20 protein-coding genes are annotated in these 17117 nt (G+C 68.4%); 16 read left to right on the top strand and 4 right to left on the bottom strand.

The window, feature by feature from the left end; translation table 11 throughout:
- Positions 1 to 71: 71 nt before the first annotated feature.
- Positions 72 to 548, bottom strand: coding sequence for a bacteriohemerythrin (locus tag EV678_RS07115; RefSeq protein ID WP_014238430.1), 477 nt, complete (start codon positions 546 to 548; stop codon positions 72 to 74).
- Positions 549 to 907: 359 nt separating this feature from the next.
- Here EV678_RS07115 and EV678_RS07110 point away from each other — a divergent pair, with 359 nt between their 5' ends.
- Positions 908 to 2227, top strand: coding sequence for a glycerate kinase type-2 family protein (locus tag EV678_RS07110; protein WP_130458998.1), 1320 nt, complete (start codon positions 908 to 910; stop codon positions 2225 to 2227).
- Positions 2228 to 2462: 235 nt separating this feature from the next.
- Positions 2463 to 2588: a hypothetical protein gene (locus tag EV678_RS16465; protein WP_268907595.1), complete on the top strand. Its 126-nt coding sequence runs from the start codon at positions 2463 to 2465 to the stop codon at positions 2586 to 2588.
- Between the two features lie 25 nt (positions 2589 to 2613).
- On the opposite strand, the gene EV678_RS07105 is transcribed toward EV678_RS16465, so the two are convergent.
- Positions 2614 to 3513 (bottom strand): LysR family transcriptional regulator, encoded by a 900-nt coding sequence (locus EV678_RS07105; RefSeq protein ID WP_130458997.1) that lies wholly within the window; start codon positions 3511 to 3513, stop codon positions 2614 to 2616.
- Positions 3514 to 3622: 109 nt separating this feature from the next.
- On the opposite strand from EV678_RS07105, the gene EV678_RS07100 reads away from it, so the two are divergent.
- From EV678_RS07100 to EV678_RS16055, 11 genes are all read left to right on the top strand, one after another.
- Complete coding sequence (locus tag EV678_RS07100) at positions 3623 to 4357, top strand: sulfite exporter TauE/SafE family protein (RefSeq protein WP_130458996.1); 735 nt, start codon at positions 3623 to 3625, stop codon at positions 4355 to 4357.
- Entirely contained in the window at positions 4350 to 4745 is a 396-nt protein-coding gene (locus EV678_RS07095) for a hypothetical protein (protein ID WP_130458995.1), read from the top strand. Before EV678_RS07100 ends, EV678_RS07095 begins: the two co-directional genes overlap by 8 nt.
- A 56-nt stretch (positions 4746 to 4801) precedes the next feature.
- Positions 4802 to 5611, top strand: coding sequence for a FadR/GntR family transcriptional regulator (locus EV678_RS07090; RefSeq protein WP_130458994.1), 810 nt, complete (start codon positions 4802 to 4804; stop codon positions 5609 to 5611).
- Positions 5604 to 7064, top strand: a complete 1461-nt coding sequence (locus EV678_RS07085; RefSeq protein ID WP_130458993.1) for an FAD-linked oxidase C-terminal domain-containing protein — start codon at positions 5604 to 5606, stop codon at positions 7062 to 7064. The genes EV678_RS07090 and EV678_RS07085 overlap by 8 nt, the downstream gene beginning before the upstream one ends.
- A complete protein-coding gene (glcE, locus tag EV678_RS07080) occupies positions 7061 to 8161 on the top strand; it encodes a glycolate oxidase subunit GlcE (RefSeq protein ID WP_130458992.1) in 1101 nt (366 codons plus the stop codon). The genes EV678_RS07085 and glcE overlap by 4 nt, the downstream gene beginning before the upstream one ends.
- Before the next feature lies 1 nt (position 8162).
- Positions 8163 to 9425 carry a glycolate oxidase subunit GlcF gene (glcF, locus tag EV678_RS07075; RefSeq protein WP_130458991.1) on the top strand — a complete coding sequence of 421 codons (1263 nt, stop codon included), beginning with the start codon at positions 8163 to 8165 and terminating at the stop codon, positions 9423 to 9425.
- Positions 9426 to 9431: 6 nt separating this feature from the next.
- On the top strand, positions 9432 to 10328 hold the full coding sequence (locus EV678_RS07070; RefSeq protein WP_014238421.1) for an HDOD domain-containing protein: 897 nt from the start codon (positions 9432 to 9434) through the stop codon (positions 10326 to 10328).
- Between the two features lie 61 nt (positions 10329 to 10389).
- Positions 10390 to 10701: a hypothetical protein gene (locus tag EV678_RS07065; RefSeq protein WP_014238420.1), complete on the top strand. Its 312-nt coding sequence runs from the start codon at positions 10390 to 10392 to the stop codon at positions 10699 to 10701.
- 21 nt (positions 10702 to 10722) lie between these two features.
- Positions 10723 to 11463: a PP2C family protein-serine/threonine phosphatase gene (locus EV678_RS07060; RefSeq protein ID WP_130458990.1), complete on the top strand. Its 741-nt coding sequence runs from the start codon at positions 10723 to 10725 to the stop codon at positions 11461 to 11463.
- Between the two features lie 68 nt (positions 11464 to 11531).
- A complete protein-coding gene (locus EV678_RS07055; protein WP_014238418.1) occupies positions 11532 to 12098 on the top strand; it encodes a hypothetical protein in 567 nt (188 codons plus the stop codon).
- A gap of 135 nt (positions 12099 to 12233) precedes the next feature.
- Positions 12234 to 12644 (top strand): hypothetical protein, encoded by a 411-nt coding sequence (locus EV678_RS16055; protein ID WP_014238417.1) that lies wholly within the window; start codon positions 12234 to 12236, stop codon positions 12642 to 12644.
- 83 nt (positions 12645 to 12727) lie between these two features.
- On the opposite strand, the gene EV678_RS07045 is transcribed toward EV678_RS16055, so the two are convergent.
- Both EV678_RS07045 and EV678_RS07040 read right to left on the bottom strand, forming a co-directional pair.
- Positions 12728 to 13876 (bottom strand): methyltransferase, encoded by a 1149-nt coding sequence (locus EV678_RS07045; RefSeq protein WP_130458988.1) that lies wholly within the window; start codon positions 13874 to 13876, stop codon positions 12728 to 12730.
- A gap of 106 nt (positions 13877 to 13982) precedes the next feature.
- Positions 13983 to 15407: a DEAD/DEAH box helicase gene (locus EV678_RS07040; protein ID WP_014238415.1), complete on the bottom strand. Its 1425-nt coding sequence runs from the start codon at positions 15405 to 15407 to the stop codon at positions 13983 to 13985.
- Between the two features lie 431 nt (positions 15408 to 15838).
- Here EV678_RS07040 and EV678_RS07035 point away from each other — a divergent pair, with 431 nt between their 5' ends.
- The 3 genes from EV678_RS07035 (at position 15839) to EV678_RS07025 (ending at position 17007) form a co-directional block, all read left to right on the top strand.
- Complete coding sequence (locus EV678_RS07035; RefSeq protein ID WP_130458987.1) at positions 15839 to 16048, top strand: hypothetical protein; 210 nt, start codon at positions 15839 to 15841, stop codon at positions 16046 to 16048.
- 92 nt (positions 16049 to 16140) lie between these two features.
- Entirely contained in the window at positions 16141 to 16659 is a 519-nt protein-coding gene (locus EV678_RS07030) for a YcxB family protein (protein WP_130458986.1), read from the top strand.
- Positions 16660 to 16737: 78 nt separating this feature from the next.
- Positions 16738 to 17007: a hypothetical protein gene (locus EV678_RS07025; RefSeq protein ID WP_130458985.1), complete on the top strand. Its 270-nt coding sequence runs from the start codon at positions 16738 to 16740 to the stop codon at positions 17005 to 17007.
- Positions 17008 to 17117 lie beyond the last annotated feature (110 nt).

The following is a 17117-nucleotide window of genomic DNA, read 5'->3' as shown; positions in this document are numbered from 1 at the left end:
CACGGCCGCGGCAAAAAGAAACGGCAGCCTCGCTGCCGTTTTCCTGCACTGCCGGCCTCAAGCGGCCCGGCTTACCAGAAGCGCCACCAGGCCTTCTTCGAGTTCATGGCCGCCTCCACCTCCGGCGACCAGTCGGCGGCCAGGGGCACGCCGAGGAAGTGGCTGCCGAAGCGCTTGTCGGTCTCGCTGATGTGCTTGGTCAGCCACACCTTGAGGAAGTGCAGCAGCTCGAAACTGATGGCGGCCTTGCCCGTGTCCAGCTTCTCCTGCAGCTCCCGGATCTGGCGGATCAGCTCCTCGTGCTGGGCCTTGTGGCCGGGGAAATCCGGGTAGTTGGTGACCCGCATGAGGCTCTCTTCCACGGTGAAATGGGTGCGGGTATAGTCGGCCAGCCGGTCCAGGATCTCCCGGGAGGTGGCGCTGCCCTGGTGGTCGCGGATGGCCTCGTGGAGCTGGTTGAGCAGGCCCACCAGGACCTTGTGCTGTTCGTCGATTTCCTGGATGCCGACGGAAAAATCGTCGCTCCAGGTGAAAAGTTCGGTGCTCATGGGCGGGCGCTATGGTCAGAAAGGCAGAAGGCGGTAAAAAGGCGGCAACGGGGCAACGGCCCCATGTCCGCCCCGGCCGGCCCGAGGCCGGCGCAGACCGGGCCCTTGGCCGCAGGGAGCCCGGAGGCTGGGCGGTCAGCCTAACCCCTGGACGCCGGCGGCCGTTGATCCAGGTCAAGAAAGTATGCATTAGGTAATAGCGAGGTAATAGCGCGCTGCCGGGCGACCTGCCCAGCGCACGGCCGGCCCGGGCAGCACCGGCGCGGGCCATCGGCCCCGCTTCTGCCGCCAGCCGCCGCCAGCCGCCGACGCTGGCGGCGAGTGCCGTCCGGCCAGTCCCGACTTTTCCCGGAGTCCCCATGTCCGCTGCCTCCCACAAGCCACTCGCCCCCGACGCCCTGCTGCACAACCTGCTGCAGGCCGCCCTCGCCGCCGCCGATCCGGCCCGGCTGGTGCCGCCCCATCTGCCGGACCCGGCCAGCCTGCCCGAGGGCGGGCGCCTGGTGGTGGTGGGCGCCGGCAAGGCGGCGGGGGCCATGGCCCGGGCGGTGGAGGAGCGCTGGCCCGGCCCCCTTTCCGGCCTGGTGGTGACCCGCTACGGCCACGGCCTGCCCTGCCGCCGCATCGAAGTGGTGGAGGCGGCCCATCCGGTGCCGGACGTCGCCGGCGAGGCCGCTGCCGCCCGCATCCTGGAACAGGTGTGGGGCCTGACGGAAAAGGACCGGGTGCTGGCCCTCATTTCCGGCGGCGGTTCCGCCCTCATGGCGGCCCCGGCCCCCGGCGTCAACCTGGCCCAGAAGCGGGCCCTGACCCGGGCCCTGCTGCTCAGCGGCGCCGACATCGGCGAGATCAACTGCGTGCGCAAGCACCTCTCGGCGGTCAAGGGCGGGCGCCTGGCCGCCGCGGCCTGGCCGGCCCCGGTGCTGACCCTGGCCATTTCCGACGTGGCCGGCGACGCCCCCTCGGTCATCGCCTCCGGCCCCACCGTGGCCGATCCCACTACCTGCGCCGACGCCCTGGCGGTACTGGCCCGCCATGGCATCGAGGTGCCGCCGGAAGTGGCCGCCCTGCTGCAGTCCGGCGCCCTGGAGACGCCCAAGCCCGGCGATTCCCGGCTCGGCCGCAGCGACTACCGGCTCATCGGCCGCCCCCAGCAGTCCCTCCTGGCCGCCGCCGAGGCCGCCCGGGCCGCCGGCATCACGCCCCTGGTGCTGGGGGACCGGGTGGAAGGGGAGGCGAAGGAGGTGGCCAAGGTCATGGCCGGCCTGGCCCTGGCCTGCCAGGACCACGGCACGCCCCTGGCGCCGCCCTGCGTGCTCCTCTCCGGCGGCGAGACCACCGTCAGCGTGGCGCCGGGCGCGCCCCTGGGCCGGGGCGGGCGCAACAGCGAATTCCTCCTGGCCCTGGCGCTGGCCCTCGGCGGCCGGCCTGGCATCCACGCCCTGGCGGCGGACACGGACGGCATCGACGGCTCCGAGGACAACGCCGGCGCCCGCATCGATCCGGCAACCCTGGCCCGGGCCGCCGCCGCCGGCCTGGACGCCCAGGGCCATCTGGCCGGCCACGACGCCTACGGCTTCTTCGCCGGCCTGGGGGACCTGCTGCTGACCGGCCCCACCCGCACCAACGTCAACGACTTCCGCGCCGTGCTGGTGCTGCCGGAGGAGGGCAACGGCTGAGGCCGGGCCCTTGGCCGGCTCAGGCGCCGGCGCGGCACCACCATTTTGGCGGTCTGCACCTGCATCTGCACCGTGTCGCCGTGCTGGTTGAGGATTTCGCTGCGCACCGTGACCATGCCCTGCTGGGGTTTGGAACGGGAGGGCAGCACGGACTGCACCTCGCTTTTCCCCCGCAGGGTGTCGCCGGGCCGGGGCGGCCGAGGCCAGGCAATTTCGTCGCCGGCCCCAGGCCCTGATGCCCTCCCATGTAGGCGGTGTGGTGCTGGCCCGGGCGGTGGAGGAAGAAACCCTTTCTGCCGCAGTCTTCGCCGCGGTGTGGGAGGAACTGGCGGACGGGCCGCCGGGCAGGGGCGGCGAATGAGACGCCGGGGGCCGGGTGTGGCGCCTCAGATGGCCGGCGGCGGGGCTTGCCGCAGATGCTCCACCAGCTGCCGGGCGTAGGGCGGCAGCGCCTCCAGCCGGCGGCAGCAGAGCCGCAACTGGCGGCTGGCCCAGGCATCGGCCAGGGGCACCACCGCCAGGTCCATGCTGCGGGCGTAGCGGCGGGCTGCCGTCACCGGGACGATGCCGACGCCGACGCCCGCTTCCACCATGCGGCAGAGGGCGTCGAAATTGCCGAGCCGCACCCGGTAGCGGGGCTGGCGGCCGATGCGGGCGCCATGGGCGGCGAGAAAGTCGGGCAGGGCGCTGCCCGGGGTGAGGCCGACCCATTCCCAGTCCAGGGTGTCGGCGAAATTGACCGTCTCGCTCCCGGCTAGCCCATGGCGGCGGCTGCATACCAGCACCAGGCGGTCTTCCCGGAATGGCAGGGTTTCCAGCTCCCCCGGGTCCACCGAGTCGGCAATGATGCCCACATCGCCCAGGCCGGCGGCGATGGCCTCGACGATGTGGTGGCTGAGCCGTTCCTCCACGTCCACATCGACCTGGGGATGGGCGGCGAGAAAGGCGGCCAGGGCCTCCGGCAGGAACTCGCTGAGGGCGGCGGTGTTGCCCAGCAGCCGGATGTGGCCCTTGAGGCCCTGGGCATACTGGCCCAGATCGCCGCGCAGATGCTGCACCTGGGCGGCGATGGTCTGGGCGTGGTGCAGCAGGGCCCGGCCGGCGGGTGTCGGTGTGACGCCGCGCCGGCCCCGTTGCAACAGGGGCGTGCCCAGGGTTTCCTCCATGCCGCGGATGCGGGCGCTGGCCGAGGCCAGGGACAAATGGCAGCGCTCGGCGCCAGCCGTGATGCTGCCGCTGTCAGCGACCTGGATGAAGAGATTGAGGTCCGTGAGATCGAAACGCATGGTGCGGCTCCCTGCTCAGCCTATGGAATAGCCGAAGTGTGCCTGAGAAAAATGCCGATTTTCAGGGGGTGATCCATGTTTCAGACTGAGGCTCATGGAAAACTCACTCATGCTTCTCGCCGTCGGCACCCTGGCCGGCGCCATGAATGCCCTGGCGGGCGGCGGCTCCTTCGTCACCCTGCCGGCCCTGATCCTGGCCGGGGTGCCGTCCACCGTCGCCAATGCCACCAGCACCGTGGCCCTGTTCCCCGGCGCCCTGGCCAGCGCCTGGACCCTGCGGCGGGACTTTTGCCCCTTTCCCGGGGTGGCCACCTCCCGCCTGCTGGCGGTCAGCCTGGCCGGCGGGCTGATCGGCGCCATTCTGCTGTTGCTGACACCCTCGCGCCATTTCGACCTGCTGGTGCCCTGGCTGCTCCTGCTGGGGGCCGTGGCCTTCGCCTGGGGCGGCGCGGCGGGCCGCCTGCTGCGACGGCAGCGCCATCCGGGGGCGGGCGTCATGCTGGCCGGCCAGGGCCTGCTGGCCGTCTACGGCGGCTATTTCGGCGGCGCCGTGGGCATCATGATGATGGCCCTGTGGGGCATCTGGGGCCATACCGAACTGCGGGCGGTGAACGGTGCCAAGAGCCTGTTCGTCGGCGCCACCAATGCGGTGGCCGTCCTCTGCTTCATTGTCGCCGGCCAGGTGCGCTGGGGGCCGGGCCTGGCCCTGGCGGCCGGCGCCGTTGCCGGGGGCTGGCTGGGGGCGCGGCTCAGTCAGCGCCTGGAACCCCGGCGTCTGCGGAAGGGGGTGGTGCTGCTCAACTTCCTCATGGCCGGCGCCTTCTTCTGGCGCACCTATGGCTGAAGTCCTGCCGCCCTTGCCCGGGTGCCGGCAGCTGTGTCTGTACGAGAGGCCGGGGGAAGGGCTGGTCAATGGCTGGGGGGAGCCCCTGGCCGGCTGCGGGGCGGCCCGGGTGGTGTTCCTGTTCCGTCACGGCCGCTGCCGTCGGCTGTTGCTGTCGCCAACTGCCGCGAGGCTTGGCGCTGCCGGCCCGGCCGGGTTGCGCGCCTATGGGGCCGCCTATTTCCATCTGGCCCGCGACGTTAGCGGGGTCACGCTGCCCGCTGACCCCATTGCCGGCTGGCTGGCCGGGTTCATGCTGGAAGTGCCGAGGGAGATGCCGCCGGGGCTGTTGCATTTCCTCTCCGCCCGGCGTGGGGCACAGGCCGGGGGCGGGGAGGGTTTCCCCTAGGTTGACCGGTGGCGGGGCGGGTTTTAGTCTTGGCAAAAATTTGTCAGACAACTTTTATGGCCGCTTCCCCATCCCTTGCCAGCACTGCCGCCCCGGGTTCCGCCCGGGGCCGTGGCGTGGGCCCTTCGGCCGGGCTTTCCGCCGACATCGGGGCGGCCCTGGAGCAGCGCATCCGCAGCGGCGCCTATGCGCCGGGGGCGCGCCTGCCGACGGAAATGGCCCTGGCCGCCGAGTTCGGCGTTTCCCGCGCCGTGGTGCGGGAGGCGGTGGCCCGCCTCAAGGCCGACGGTCTGGTGGCCTCGCGCCAGGGTTCGGGCATGAGCGTGGCCGCCCGGCCCGACAGCGGCAGCTTCAAGCTGGCCCCGGGGACCCCGGCGGGGGAAGCCCTCAGCCACATCTTCGAACTGCGGGCCCTGGTGGAGACCGGGGCGGCGGAACTGGCGGCGCGGCGCCGCACCCCGGCCGACCTGGCGGCCATGTACGCGGCCCTGCAGGCCATGGGGGAGGCGGTGCGCCAGGGCGACGACGGCGCCGAGGACGACGACGTCTTCCACCAGGCCATTGCCGCCGCCACCCACAACCCGGAAATCCGCCGCTTCGTCAGCTTCCTTTCCGCCCAGTTTTCCGAAAGCCGCCGTCCCACCTGGGACGCAGCCGGCCATGCCACGGGCCGGGCCGCGGCGGCCCAGGCCGAACACGAACGGCTCTACGCCGCCATCGCCGCTGGCGATGCAGCGGCGGCACGCCAGGCGGCGGCCGGCCATCTTTATCAGGCGGCGGCCCGGGTGGGCGCGGCGCCCCAAGCAACCTGTCTTGAAGCCAAGCTGGCCGTGGGTCCAGCGCACGAGGAGAACGACCATGGGTGACCGTCTGCCGGACAGTCCGGATTTCGCCGTGGACCAGGCGGCCCTGCTGGCCGCCCTGGGGCGCATCCTGCCCCCGGGCCGGGTCTACGGGGAGCCGGAGGACCTGCGCCCCTACGAATGCGACGGCCTCACGGCCTACCGCAACCTGCCCCTGGCGGTGGCCCTGCCGGAGACGGAGGCGGAGGTGCAGGCCATCCTGCAGCTGTGCCACCGGCTCCAGGTGCCGGTGGTGCCCCGGGGCGCCGCCACGGGCCTTTCCGGCGGCGCCATGCCGCACCACCAGGGCCTGCTGCTGTCCCTGGCCAAGTTCAAGAAAATCCTCAAGGTGGACCCGGTGGCCCGCACCGCCCTGGTCCAGCCCGGGGTGCGCAACCTGGCCGTATCCGAGGCCGCCGCGCCCTACAACCTCTACTACGCGCCGGACCCTTCTTCCCAGATCGCCTGCACCATCGGCGGCAACGTCTCGGAGAACTCGGGCGGCGTGCATTGCCTCAAGTACGGCCTCACCGTGCATAACGTGCTGCAGGTGCGGGGCTACACCATGGCCGGCGAGCCGGTGACCTTCGGCAGCGCCGCCCTGGATGCCCCGGGCTTCGACCTGCTGGCCCTGCTCAACGGCTCCGAAGGCATGCTGGCGGTGATCACCGAGGTGCTGGTGAAGCTGACGCCCAAGCCCCAGGTGGCCAAGGTGGTGCTGGCCTACTTCGATTCCGTCACCAAGGCCGGCAACGCGGTGGCCGAGGTCATCGCCGCCGGCATCATTCCCGCCGGCCTGGAGATGATGGACAAGCCCGCCACCCACGCTGTCGAGCCCTACGTCAAGGCAGGCTACGATCTCGACGCCGAGGCCGTGCTGCTGTGCGAATCCGACGGCACGCCGGAGGAGGTGGAGGAGGAAATCGCCGCCATGCGCGCCGTGCTGGAAAAGAGCGGCGCCACCTCCCTGCGGGTCTCCGCCAACGAGGCCGAGCGGCTGCGCTTCTGGGCCGGGCGCAAGGCCGCCTTCCCCGCCGTGGGCCGCATCACCCCGGACTACCTGTGCATGGACGGCACCATTCCGCGCAAGCGGGTGGCGGAGATGCTCACCGCCATCGCCGCCATGGAGAAGAAATACGGCCTGCGCTGCGCCAATGTCTTCCACGCCGGCGACGGCAACCTGCACCCCCTGATCATGTACGACGCCAACCAGCCCGGCGAACTGGAGCGGGCCACCGCCTTCGGTGCCGAGATCCTGGAGCTGTCCGTGGCCCTGGGGGGCTCCATCACCGGCGAGCACGGCGTCGGGGTGGAGAAGATCACCCAGATGTGCGCCCAGTTCACGCCGGAGGAGCTGGCCCGCTTCGAGGGCATCAAGCAGTCCTTCGACCCGGCCGGCCTGCTCAACCCGGGCAAGGCCATCCCCACCCCGGCCCGCTGCCGGGAGTATCGCCAGACCCGTGGAGAACAGGCATGAGCCAGGTTTTTGAACAACAGTGCCGGGAACGCATCCTGGCCGCTGCCGCCGGCGCCCCCCTGCTGCTCCGGGGTGGCGGCAGCAAGGACTTCTACGGCCGCCCGGTGCAGGGCGACATTGTCGACACCCGCAGCCATCGCGGCGTGGTGGCCTACGAGCCCACCGAACTGGTGGTCACGGTGAAGGCCGGCACGCCCCTGGCCGAGCTGGAGGCGGTGCTGGCGGAAAAGGGCCAGTACCTGGCCTTCGAACCGCCCCATTTCGGCCCTGACGCCACCGTCGGCGGCATGGTCGCCGCCGGTCTTTCCGGCCCCCGCCGGGCCCAGGCCGGGGCGGTGCGGGACTTCGTCCTCGGCGTGCGTCTGATGGACGGCCAGGGCCAGGTGCTCAACTTCGGCGGCCAGGTGATGAAGAACGTGGCCGGCTACGACGTGCCCCGGCTCCTGGCCGGCAGCCTGGGGCAGCTGGGTCTGCTGCTGGAAGTGTCCCTCAAGGTGCTGCCCCGGCCCGTGGCCGAGGCCACCATCCGCCTGGAAACCTCCCAGGCCAAGGCCCTGGCCCTGATGAACCAGTGGGGCGGCAAGCCCCTGCCCATTTCCGCCACGGTGTGGAGCGACGCCGGGCACCCGGACGGAGAGGCAATCACGGTGCGCCTTTCCGGCGCCCGTGCCGCCGTCGCCGCAGCCCAGGCCGCTCTTGGCGGCACCCTGGTGGAGGCCGGCATTGCGTCTGCCTTCTGGGCCGGGGTGCGGGAACAGACCCATCCCTTCTTCGCCGGCGCCGGCGGTGCCAACGAGCCCGCCCTGTGGCGCCTCGCCGTGCCTTCCACGGCGCCCCAGCTGGACCTGCCGGGGCGCACCCTGGTGGAGTGGGGCGGTGCCCAGCGCTGGCTGGTGTCCGACGCCGAGCCCCGGCGCATCCGGGAAACGGCGGAAAAGGCCGGCGGCCACGCCACCCTGTTCCGCGGCCCGGCAGCGGCCCGGGACCAGGCCTTCCACCCCCTGGCCTCGCCCCTGCTGGACATCCATCGCCGCCTGAAAGCCACTTTTGACCCCCGCGGCGTCTTCGCCGCCGGGCGCCTCTACGAGGGCCTCTGAGATGCAGACCCAACTCGCCGATTTCATCAAGGACACGCCTGCCGGCAAGGAGGCGGACGCCATCCTGCGCACCTGCGTGCACTGCGGCTTCTGTACCGCCACCTGTCCCACCTATCAGCTGCTGGGGGACGAGCTGGACGGCCCCCGGGGCCGCATCTACCTGATCAAACAGGTGCTGGAGGGCGGCCCGGTGACCGAGCGCACCCGCCTGCACCTGGACCGCTGCCTCACCTGCCGCTCCTGCGAGACCACCTGCCCCTCCGGCGTGAAGTACCACCGCCTGCTGGACATCGGTCGCCAGGTGGTGGAGGAACGGGTGCCCCGGGGCGGTCTGGAAGCCTTGACCCGCCTGGCCCTGCGGGAAGTGTTGCCGCGGCCCTGGCTGTTCAACCCGGCGGTGGCCGTGGGCAAGGTGTTGAAACCCTTCCTGCCCTCCGTCCTCGGCGACAAGATTCCCGCGGCCGCCGGCGGGCCGGCCAAGCCCCGGCCCACGGCGGTGCGCCAGCGCAAGGTGCTGGCCCTGGCCGGCTGCGTGCAGCCCGGCCTGGCCCCCAATATCAACGCCGCCGCGGCCCGGGTGCTGGACCGCCTGGGCATCCAGATGATCGAGGAGCAAAAGGCCGGCTGCTGCGGCGCCCTGCGCTTTCACCTCAATGCCCAGGAAGCGGCCCTGGACGACATGCGGCGCAACATCGACGCCTGGTGGCCCCATGTTGAGGCCGGCGCCGAGGCCATTCTCATGACCGCCTCCGGCTGCGGCGCCCACGTCAAGGAATACGGCCACCTGCTGCAGGACGATCCGGCCTACGCCGCCAAGGCGGCCCGCATCGCCGAGCTGACCAAGGACGCGGCCGAACTGGTGCTGGCCCAGAAGGAAGCCCTGCTGCCCCTGCTGGCCCACCAGCCGGCGGCCGGGCGCAAGGTGGCCTTCCACTCGCCCTGCACCCTGCAGCACGGCCAGGGCATCCGCGGCGTGGTGGAGGAGCTGCTGGCCGCCGCCGGCTTCACCCTCACCCCGGTGGCCGACAGCCACCTCTGCTGCGGCTCGGCGGGCACCTACTCGATCCTGCAGCCGGAACTGTCCAAGCAGCTGCGGGACAACAAGCTCTCGGCCCTCGGCGCCGGCCTGCCGGAAGTGATCGCCACTGCCAACATCGGCTGTCTCACCCACCTGCAGAGCGGCGGCGCACCTAGGGGGACTCCTAGTGCCGTGCCGGTGCGGCACTGGGTAGAATTGCTGGAAGAGCAATTACCCCAGACTTAAGGCCCCATGACCTCCTCTGCCTCCGCCGCCGCAACGGTCGAATCCGTCCCTGAAAGCCGTCTGCAAAAGGACGAGAAGACGCTGCAGCGGCTGCTGTCCCAGGGCGTCAAGCTGCCGCCCCAGCCCAAGGTGGTGGAGGAACTGGAGCGGTTGCTGCGCAGCGACGAGGCGGACCTGCGGGCCCTGGCCAGGGTCATTTCCCAGGATGCGGGCATCACCGCCATGCTGTTCAAGGCGGTGCAGTCCTCCGCCTACCGCCAGCACCAGCCCTTCGACAACCTGGAGAAAATCCTCCAGGCCATCGGCCTCAAGCAGACCCTCAACCTGGTGCAGGCCATCGCCCTCATGGGCGCCAACAAGGTTTCCAAGCACCGCAAGGCCTACGAGCGCTTCTGGAGCCGCTCCCAGACCATCGCCCAGCTGGCCATGCTGATCGCCGACGAACGGGTCATGGTGTGCAACGTCTTCCCCGACCAGGCCTACCTGGCCGGCATCTTCCACGACTGCGGCGTGCCCCTGCTGATGGAGCGTTTCCCCTCCTACTGCCGGGCCATGCACCTGGAGGAGAACGACACCTGGATCGACCTGCTGGAAGAGGACAAGAAATACCAGGCGGACCACTGCGTCGTCGGCTATTTCGTGGCCCGCCACTGGCACCTGCCCGAGTTCATCTGCGAGGCCATCCGCTTCCACCACGACCTGCCCCAGCTGGTGCCGGGCGACTCCCGCAGCCTGGCGGCCATCATCCAGCTGGCCATCCACGCCTACCACCAGTATCTGCACCTGGACGACCCGGACTGGGGCCGGGTGGTGGAGGACGTGCAGGAGGAACTGGGCATCCATGCCGACGACCTGCCCGAATACCTGGACGTGCTGCTGGAGCGCTTTCAGCACCAATCCTGACTCGGGGCCGGCCCCGGCGCTATAATCGTCCGGAAAAACCATCCCCTGAAGGACAGCACCCTTGAATACGGCCACCTTTATCGACGCCAACGGTCAGGAACGCCCCGACCGCCGCGGCAACAGCAAACTGCGCAATGTATTCGACGCGGTGTATGTGCAGATCGAACCCTTCTTCGACCCCAAGAACACCTGGGGCGGCCACTCCCTGGAACACCTGGCTTTCCGCGTGGTGCGTGACAGCCACCCGGAACTGACCCAGCAGGAAGTGCATCAGGTCATCGTCGCCGCCACCCGGGTCTTCCACAGCCGCAATCCCCACATGGCGGGCAAGGTGCCCAGCGCCGAGGAAATCAAGGACAAGCTGCTCGGCTAGGCACGGCCCCGGGAGCCTCTCATGGCGCTGACCCTGGATGCCTGCGTCGCCCAGCATCAGGGCGACCGCAAGGAACAGCAGGACCGGGTGGGGCTGATGGCCCATCCCCGGCTCAAGGGCACGGTGCTGGCCGTGCTGGCCGACGGCATGGGCGGCCACACCGGCGGCGCCCTGGCGGCCGAGCAGGTGGTGCATACCGCCCAGAACAACTTCTCCAGCTACGCCCCGAAAGATGAAGCTGCCGGCGACCTGCTGCGCACCGCCATCCACGAGGCCCATCTGCTGATCCGCACCAGCCGCTTCCTCAACGAGAAGGACCCCCACAGCACCGCCGTCATGCTGGTGCTGGAGCCCGGCGGCGCCACCTGGGCCCACTGCGGCGACTCCCGCCTCTACCACTACCGGGGCGACCGGCTGCTGCAGCACAGCGCCGACCATTCCTACGTCGAGCATCTGGTGCGGGCCGGCAAGATCACGCCGGAGCAGGCCCTGATCCACCCCAACCGCAATGTCCTGCTCACCTCCCTGGGCGACAAGGACGATCCCAAGATCGACGTGGGCCAGGCCGAGGTCCAGCCTGGCGACAACTTCCTGCTCTGCTCCGACGGCCTCTGGGCCTATTTCTCCGACGCCGAGATCGGCGGCGTGCTGGCCGCCTTCCCGGCCCGGGAAGCGGCGGAAATCCTCATCAACCGGGCCCGCCAGCGCTGCCAGGGGGAGGGCGACAACTGCTCCCTGGCCATCCTCCGCCTGCTGCCCTGAGCCATCCGCCGCCAGGCCGCTGGCATGGAAATCGCAAATGCATGGCCGTCTTCCCCCCGGAGCCGGTCATGAACATCGCTTCCCTCAACAGACTCTACGCAACCTACAGCACCGCCTCGGCCACGCCGGTAAAGGCCGCCGCCACTGACGGCAGCAGCGCTGCCACCCAGACGGCGGCCGCCAGCAACCTGCCCCAGGAGTTGCCGCCCCTGGAGTGCCCCACGCCCGCATCGGTGGCCGCCGCCAAGGAAAAGTTTGCCGCCAATGCGGCAGAGAAGTTCCGCCAGGCCGGCATCCAGGTGCCACCCGAGCCCGTGCTGACGCCGGACCGCATGGGCTACGTCAGCGTCGCCAACGATCACCCGGACAAGGCCAGGATCGAGCAGTTGTTCCATGAAGACACGGAGCTGCGGGACCAGTTCGCCGAGGTGGCTTCCGGCGAAGAGATGCTTCATGCCGTTCAGGGTTACGAGGACTACGCCGCCCGCTATGCCGCGCTGCAGGGCAATCCCTCGGCCCAGGCTGCCCTGGTGGAAGCCCGCATCGCCTACAACAACCAGAGTTTCTACATCACCCTCAAGGGCGACGGCGGCACCGAGACCTTCTTCGGCGGCCTGCAGGGAGTGACGGCCTGAGCTTTGGCGGTGGCCGGCTCTCACCGCTTCATCAGCATTTTTTGATATTGATTCTGGCATCCCGGGTCGCGGCGGCCTAGATTGAAGGCAGGGAATCGCCGTGTCTTGCCAACCCCTCTGTGGAAGGAGCCAATCATGAAAACACCGACCCTCTGTGCCGTTTCCGCCCTCCTGGGCGCCCTGCTGCTGCCCGGCCTGGCCCAGGCCGCCGATACCGCCAAACAGGCGGCGCCGGCCAAGCAGGAGCAGATTTACGGCAGCCAGCTGATGACGCCCCAGGAGCGCCGCGAACACCGGGCCAAGATGCGCAGCGCCAAGACCGCCGAGGAGCGGGAAAAGGTGCGCCTGGAACACCACGAGGCCATGCAGGCCCGGGCCAAGGAAAAAGGCGTGACCCTGCCCGAGGTGCCGCCGGCCCGGGGCGGCGGCATGGGCCCGGGAGGTGGCATGGGTCCCGGTGGCGGTGGCATGGGTCCCGGTGGGGGTGGGATGGGTCCCGGCGGTGGCGGTATGGGCCCCGGCGGCATGCGCAACGCCAATCCCTGAAACAGTCTCCCCTCAAGACAAGGGCCGCGTCACGACGCGGCCCTTTTGCGTTGACCGGCCCGGGGCGGGCCCTGCTGCCGGCGCTAAGCGGCCCGCAGGCGCCACAGGGAGGTGACTTCGGCGGCCCGGGCGGCATGCAGGGGATCGTCGGCGTCCCGGGTCTTGCCGTGGCTGGGGCGGATGTCGTGGCGGGCCGCCACTTCCAGGCCGGCGGCGGCGATCCAGTCGAGCAGCTGCTGGCGGGAGCGCAGGCCCAGGTGCTCGGCCAGGTCGGAGATGATCAGCCAGCCTTCGCCGCCGGGCGCCAGATGGTCCTTCAGGCCGGCCAGGAAGCCACGCAGCATGCGGCTGTCCGGGTCGAAGACGGCGTATTCGATGGGGGAGCTGGGCTTGGCCGGCACCCAGGGCGGGTTGCACACCACCAGGGGCGCCCGCCCCTCGGGAAAGAGGTCCCGCTGCTGCAGTTCCACCCGGGCGGCCAGGCCCAGGCGTTCCAGGTTTTCCCGGGCGCAGGCCAGGGCCCGCGGGTCCAGATCTGTCGCCACCACCTTGGCCAGGCCCCGCTTGGTCAGCAGGGCGGCGATGACGCCGCTGCCGGTGCCGATGTCGAAGGCCAGGTCCGAGGCAGGAAGGGGGGCCTGGGCCAGCAGTTCCAGGTATTCGCCGCGCAGGGGCGAGAAAACGCCGTAATGGGGGTGGATGGTGGCGCCCAGGGCCGGGATATTGACTCCCTTCTTGCGCCATTCGTGGGCTCCCACCAGGGCCTGCAGTTCCCGCAGGCTGACGACGAAGGGCTCCCCGGCCGGGCCGTAGGCCTCAGTGCAGGCGGCGCTGAAATCCGGCGCCCGGCGCAGGTTCACCCGGTAGTCGGCGTCCACGGCGATGAGCAGCATGGCCAGGATGCGGGCCCGCTGGCCCTGGGCCTGGCGGTGCAGGTGGAAGGCCTGGGTCAGGGAGGCCGGCGCGGTGTCCTTGCTGGCCTTGCCTTTGCCCTTGGGTTGCTTGCGCTCGATGCGCCGGGCCAGGGCCTGCAGCAGCTGGCGGCCGTTGTGGAAGTCGCCGCGCCAGAGCAGGGCCGTGCCCTCGCAGGCCAGACGGTAGGCCTGGTCGGCGTTGAGGGTGTCGTCGGCCACCAGCACCCGCTTCGGCGGCGGCAGCCCGGCCTCGGAGCGCCACAGGGCGGTGTGGTCGGTGCCGTCTTCGCTCCAGCGGATCATCGGTGCGTCGCTCATGCTTGCTTTCTTGGCCGGCCCCGTGGGCGGCCCGCTCGGTTGATTCGGATGCCGGGAGTAAAAAAGGCCACCGGGAGGTGGCCTTTTCGCTGCCCGCAGGCTTGCCTTACTTGCGCCCCAGGCCGCCCAGGAGGGCCGCCACCATGGGCTTCTTCGGCTTGTGGGGATCGGGCTTGCCGACCGGGGTGTGGGCCGCTTCCTCCTTGCTCGGCACCGTGGCCGGGGCGGCCTTGGGCTCGTAGGGCTTGGAGAAGTCGAAGCCGTCCTTGGCGATCATGTTGTTGCGCTTCACCGGGGGCTTGCTGCGGCCGGCCACGGGCTGGGACGGGGCGTGGGTCTCGTGGGCCCGGCGCTTCTTGCCGCTGCCGGGGGGATATTCGTAATCCATCTCCGGCTCGAAGCCGGCCACGGCCACCTGCTCGATCTGCATCTTGATCAGCTTTTCGATATCCGCCAGATAGCCGACCTCGTGGGCGCAGACCAGGGAAATGGCGTTGCCCTGGCGACCGGCGCGGCCGGTGCGGCCGATGCGGTGCACGTAGTCTTCCGGCGTGTGGGGCAGTTCGAAGTTGATGACGTAGGGCAGGTGGTCAATGTCCAGGCCGCGGGCCGCCACGTCGGTGGCCACCAGTACCTTGCAGCCGCCGTTCTTGAAGGCATCCAGGGCCTTGATGCGCTCGTTCTGGGACTTGTCGCCGTGGATGGAGTCGGCGGCGATGCCGGCCCGCTCCAGTTCCCGGGCCAGACGGCCGCAGCCCTGCTTGGTGCGCATGAAGACCAGGGTCTGGGTGATTTCGCCGGAGCGCAGCAGCTTGATCAGCAGGTCCTTCTTGCGCGTCTCGGCCACCGGGTGCACCCGGTGGGTGATGGTGTCGTTCACCTGGTTGCGCCGGGCCACTTCCACCAGGATCGGCGACTGCAGCATGGTGTCGGCCAGGCGCTGGATCTCGTTGGAGAAGGTGGCGGAGAAGAGCAGGCTCTGCCGGGTCTTCGGCAGCATGTTGAGGATGCGCTGGATGTCGGGGATGAAGCCCATGTCCAGCATGCGGTCGGCCTCATCCAGCACCAGGGCCTGGACCTGATTGAAGGAGACGCTCTTCTGTTCCACGTGGTCCAGCAGGCGGCCCGGAGTGGCGACGACGAACTCCACGCCCTTCTTCATCTCGGCGATCTGGGGCTTGATATCCACGCCGCCGAAGAGGCAGATGGAGCGGAAGTGGGTGTACTTGGTGTAGGACTTCACCGACTCATACACCTGCAGCGCCAGTTCCCGGGTGGGGGCCAGCATCAGGGCGCGCACCGGGTGCTTGGCCGGCGACGGGCTGGCCGTATCGAGGTGCAGCAGGCGCTGGATCAGGGGCAGGGTGAAGGCGGCGGTCTTGCCGGTACCGGTCTGGGCACAGGCCTTGAGGTCCTTGCCCTGCAGGACCAGGGGAATGGCCTGCTGCTGAATCGGGGTTGCTTCGGCGTAACCCATCTCGGTCACGGCCTTAAGAATTTCGGGCGCCAGGCCCAGTTCGTCAAAACGCAAAGGGGGCGTCTCCGCAGAAAAGTAAATGTGGCATCAAGGACATAGGGCCGGGATTATACACCCATGCGAGCCGGAGGCCGGTATGGGGGAAATGGGGAGTTTGCGGGTGCCGGCCTGGGAGGCAGGCGGGATGCGCTTCTCCGGCATGGCCTGGCTGGGAGGGGCGTGGGGATTGGGTTGCAGGGCAGGGGGGCGGGACGATTCAGGGATGGCCAGTGGCTGAGTTGGTGCCCAGGTTCTCCGGGGGCTGAAAGCGCAGTGTTTTGACCTAGTCACTCGACATATGTTGGGTGGCTGATTATGCTCATGGCCTGGCGTTTGCTGGCCGCTACTACGCTGTGTTTAGCCGAGCATTGCACACGGATGCCCATGTTTCGTGTGGCTGCTGGTGAACTTGGGCGTTAGGCACCAAATTTTTACAGGAGATGAAAATGGGCGAATGGTCTGAATACTTCGAAGATTTTCCTGAAGAAAACCCGGCAAATTATGTTGGGGTACGGTTTGACCCCAAAGGCGCTCAGATACTCAGAGAGCAGCAAGCAAAGCAGCAAGAGAAAATAGATCGAGATCAAGCAAATCTCAATTCTGAAATTGCCGCTATCGTTCAGAAGCATCGCCCGGCGACAAAGCTAAAAAAATAAGCAGCGCGTTTAGTGCTTAGCCATCCGTCAAAAAGATGAGCTTTTTGCCGTCGGCTACGCTTGAACGTTGGGACTCACAAGGCTAACCACCGATGCATTGCTCATTTACCCTGTCTCAGGCCGATTTCGTCGCACTTCATAAAGTCGTAAATCGGCGGCTGACTCAGCTTTCGAGTGCCAACTCGAAGCTCTTTTTTTCGAACCTATTCATTTGGGTGCCTTTAGGAATTGCGTTTGCCTCTTATGTTGCACTGTTCCAAAAATTCCCCGAGATGACCCGCGACTTGATGTTTGTTGCTGCCGCATTCGTCGTTGGCGTCGGTCTGCTAGTTGCCGGAGCCTTTTTCAAGCAACGAATCTATCGCAAGGTAATGCTATCCCCTGAGAGTTGGTTCTTGTCTGAACAAACGGTCGACCTTGACCCCAGTGGTTTTTCCGCAAAGGGAGCATATGGCGAAGCTTACTACCCCTGGTCTTCGTTCCGTTACCTCGCAGAAGATGGCAAGAATCTGTATCTATTCATCGACAATTCTCAGGCATTTGTCCTACCTAAGGCGGCACTGGGTTCCTTGAATCAACTGACCCAGGTTAAGTCATGGCTCCCTTCGTGAGCCCTACCCCATCATTCCACCGGTCTCGCGCGAGAAGCTACTCAGTCCGAAGAATTCGAACGTTGGGAGCATAGAACCTTGTTCACGTGGCTCAATAAGCAAGGGGTTCGAAGCAGTGATGGCTTCGAAGTCCAGTTTACGGGCCGTCTCACGGTTGAGTACCGCGAAGGAACTCGCTATTTCGTGGTTGACGTTGAGAGCGGAGGAAACGGTTTAATCGACTTCAACCCAAGAGCGTTCGAGCGGTGGGCCAATTCATCAGTGTCAAACAGTCCAGAAGAGCAAGCGCGCATGCTCAAAAATTTTTTGACCGCCTTGGAATTTCAAGGCTTAAAGGGTATGCCGTAATGCTGCCCAACTCGGCTATCCCTCTGCGCTTTGCTTTCCGGTCACCTTTACCTCTACGTTCGCCCCTCGAAAAAGCCTCCGGATTCCCGGCGGCTTTTTCATTTCGAGCC

It is taken from the genome of Azospira oryzae (assembly GCF_004217225.1).
Taxonomy (GTDB): Bacteria; Pseudomonadota; Gammaproteobacteria; order Burkholderiales; family Rhodocyclaceae; genus Azospira; species Azospira oryzae.
Note: the sequence above shows the minus strand (reverse complement) of the source record. Positions and strands in the feature narration are given on the sequence as shown.

What these genes read in the sequence shown, in the direction of transcription:
- EV678_RS07090 (WP_130458994.1), top strand. Translation starts at nt 4,802, where the DNA reads ATGGCCGCTTCCCCATCCCTTGCCAGCACTGCCGCCCCGGGTTCCGCC.
- EV678_RS07110 (WP_130458998.1), top strand. Translation starts at nt 908, where the DNA reads ATGTCCGCTGCCTCCCACAAGCCACTCGCCCCCGACGCCCTGCTGCAC.
- EV678_RS07095 (WP_130458995.1), top strand. Translation starts at nt 4,350, where the DNA reads ATGGCTGAAGTCCTGCCGCCCTTGCCCGGGTGCCGGCAGCTGTGTCTG.
- EV678_RS16055 (WP_014238417.1), top strand. Translation starts at nt 12,234, where the DNA reads ATGAAAACACCGACCCTCTGTGCCGTTTCCGCCCTCCTGGGCGCCCTG.
- EV678_RS16465 (WP_268907595.1), top strand. Translation starts at nt 2,463, where the DNA reads ATGCCCTCCCATGTAGGCGGTGTGGTGCTGGCCCGGGCGGTGGAGGAA.
- EV678_RS07070 (WP_014238421.1), top strand. Translation starts at nt 9,432, where the DNA reads ATGACCTCCTCTGCCTCCGCCGCCGCAACGGTCGAATCCGTCCCTGAA.
- EV678_RS07115 (WP_014238430.1), bottom strand. Translation starts at nt 548, where the DNA reads ATGAGCACCGAACTTTTCACCTGGAGCGACGATTTTTCCGTCGGCATC.
- EV678_RS07035 (WP_130458987.1), top strand. Translation starts at nt 15,839, where the DNA reads ATGGGCGAATGGTCTGAATACTTCGAAGATTTTCCTGAAGAAAACCCG.
- glcE (WP_130458992.1), top strand. Translation starts at nt 7,061, where the DNA reads ATGAGCCAGGTTTTTGAACAACAGTGCCGGGAACGCATCCTGGCCGCT.
- EV678_RS07085 (WP_130458993.1), top strand. Translation starts at nt 5,604, where the DNA reads ATGGGTGACCGTCTGCCGGACAGTCCGGATTTCGCCGTGGACCAGGCG.
- EV678_RS07055 (WP_014238418.1), top strand. Translation starts at nt 11,532, where the DNA reads ATGAACATCGCTTCCCTCAACAGACTCTACGCAACCTACAGCACCGCC.
- EV678_RS07100 (WP_130458996.1), top strand. Translation starts at nt 3,623, where the DNA reads ATGCTTCTCGCCGTCGGCACCCTGGCCGGCGCCATGAATGCCCTGGCG.
- glcF (WP_130458991.1), top strand. Translation starts at nt 8,163, where the DNA reads ATGCAGACCCAACTCGCCGATTTCATCAAGGACACGCCTGCCGGCAAG.
- EV678_RS07060 (WP_130458990.1), top strand. Translation starts at nt 10,723, where the DNA reads ATGGCGCTGACCCTGGATGCCTGCGTCGCCCAGCATCAGGGCGACCGC.
- EV678_RS07030 (WP_130458986.1), top strand. Translation starts at nt 16,141, where the DNA reads ATGCATTGCTCATTTACCCTGTCTCAGGCCGATTTCGTCGCACTTCAT.
- EV678_RS07045 (WP_130458988.1), bottom strand. Translation starts at nt 13,876, where the DNA reads ATGAGCGACGCACCGATGATCCGCTGGAGCGAAGACGGCACCGACCAC.
- EV678_RS07105 (WP_130458997.1), bottom strand. Translation starts at nt 3,513, where the DNA reads ATGCGTTTCGATCTCACGGACCTCAATCTCTTCATCCAGGTCGCTGAC.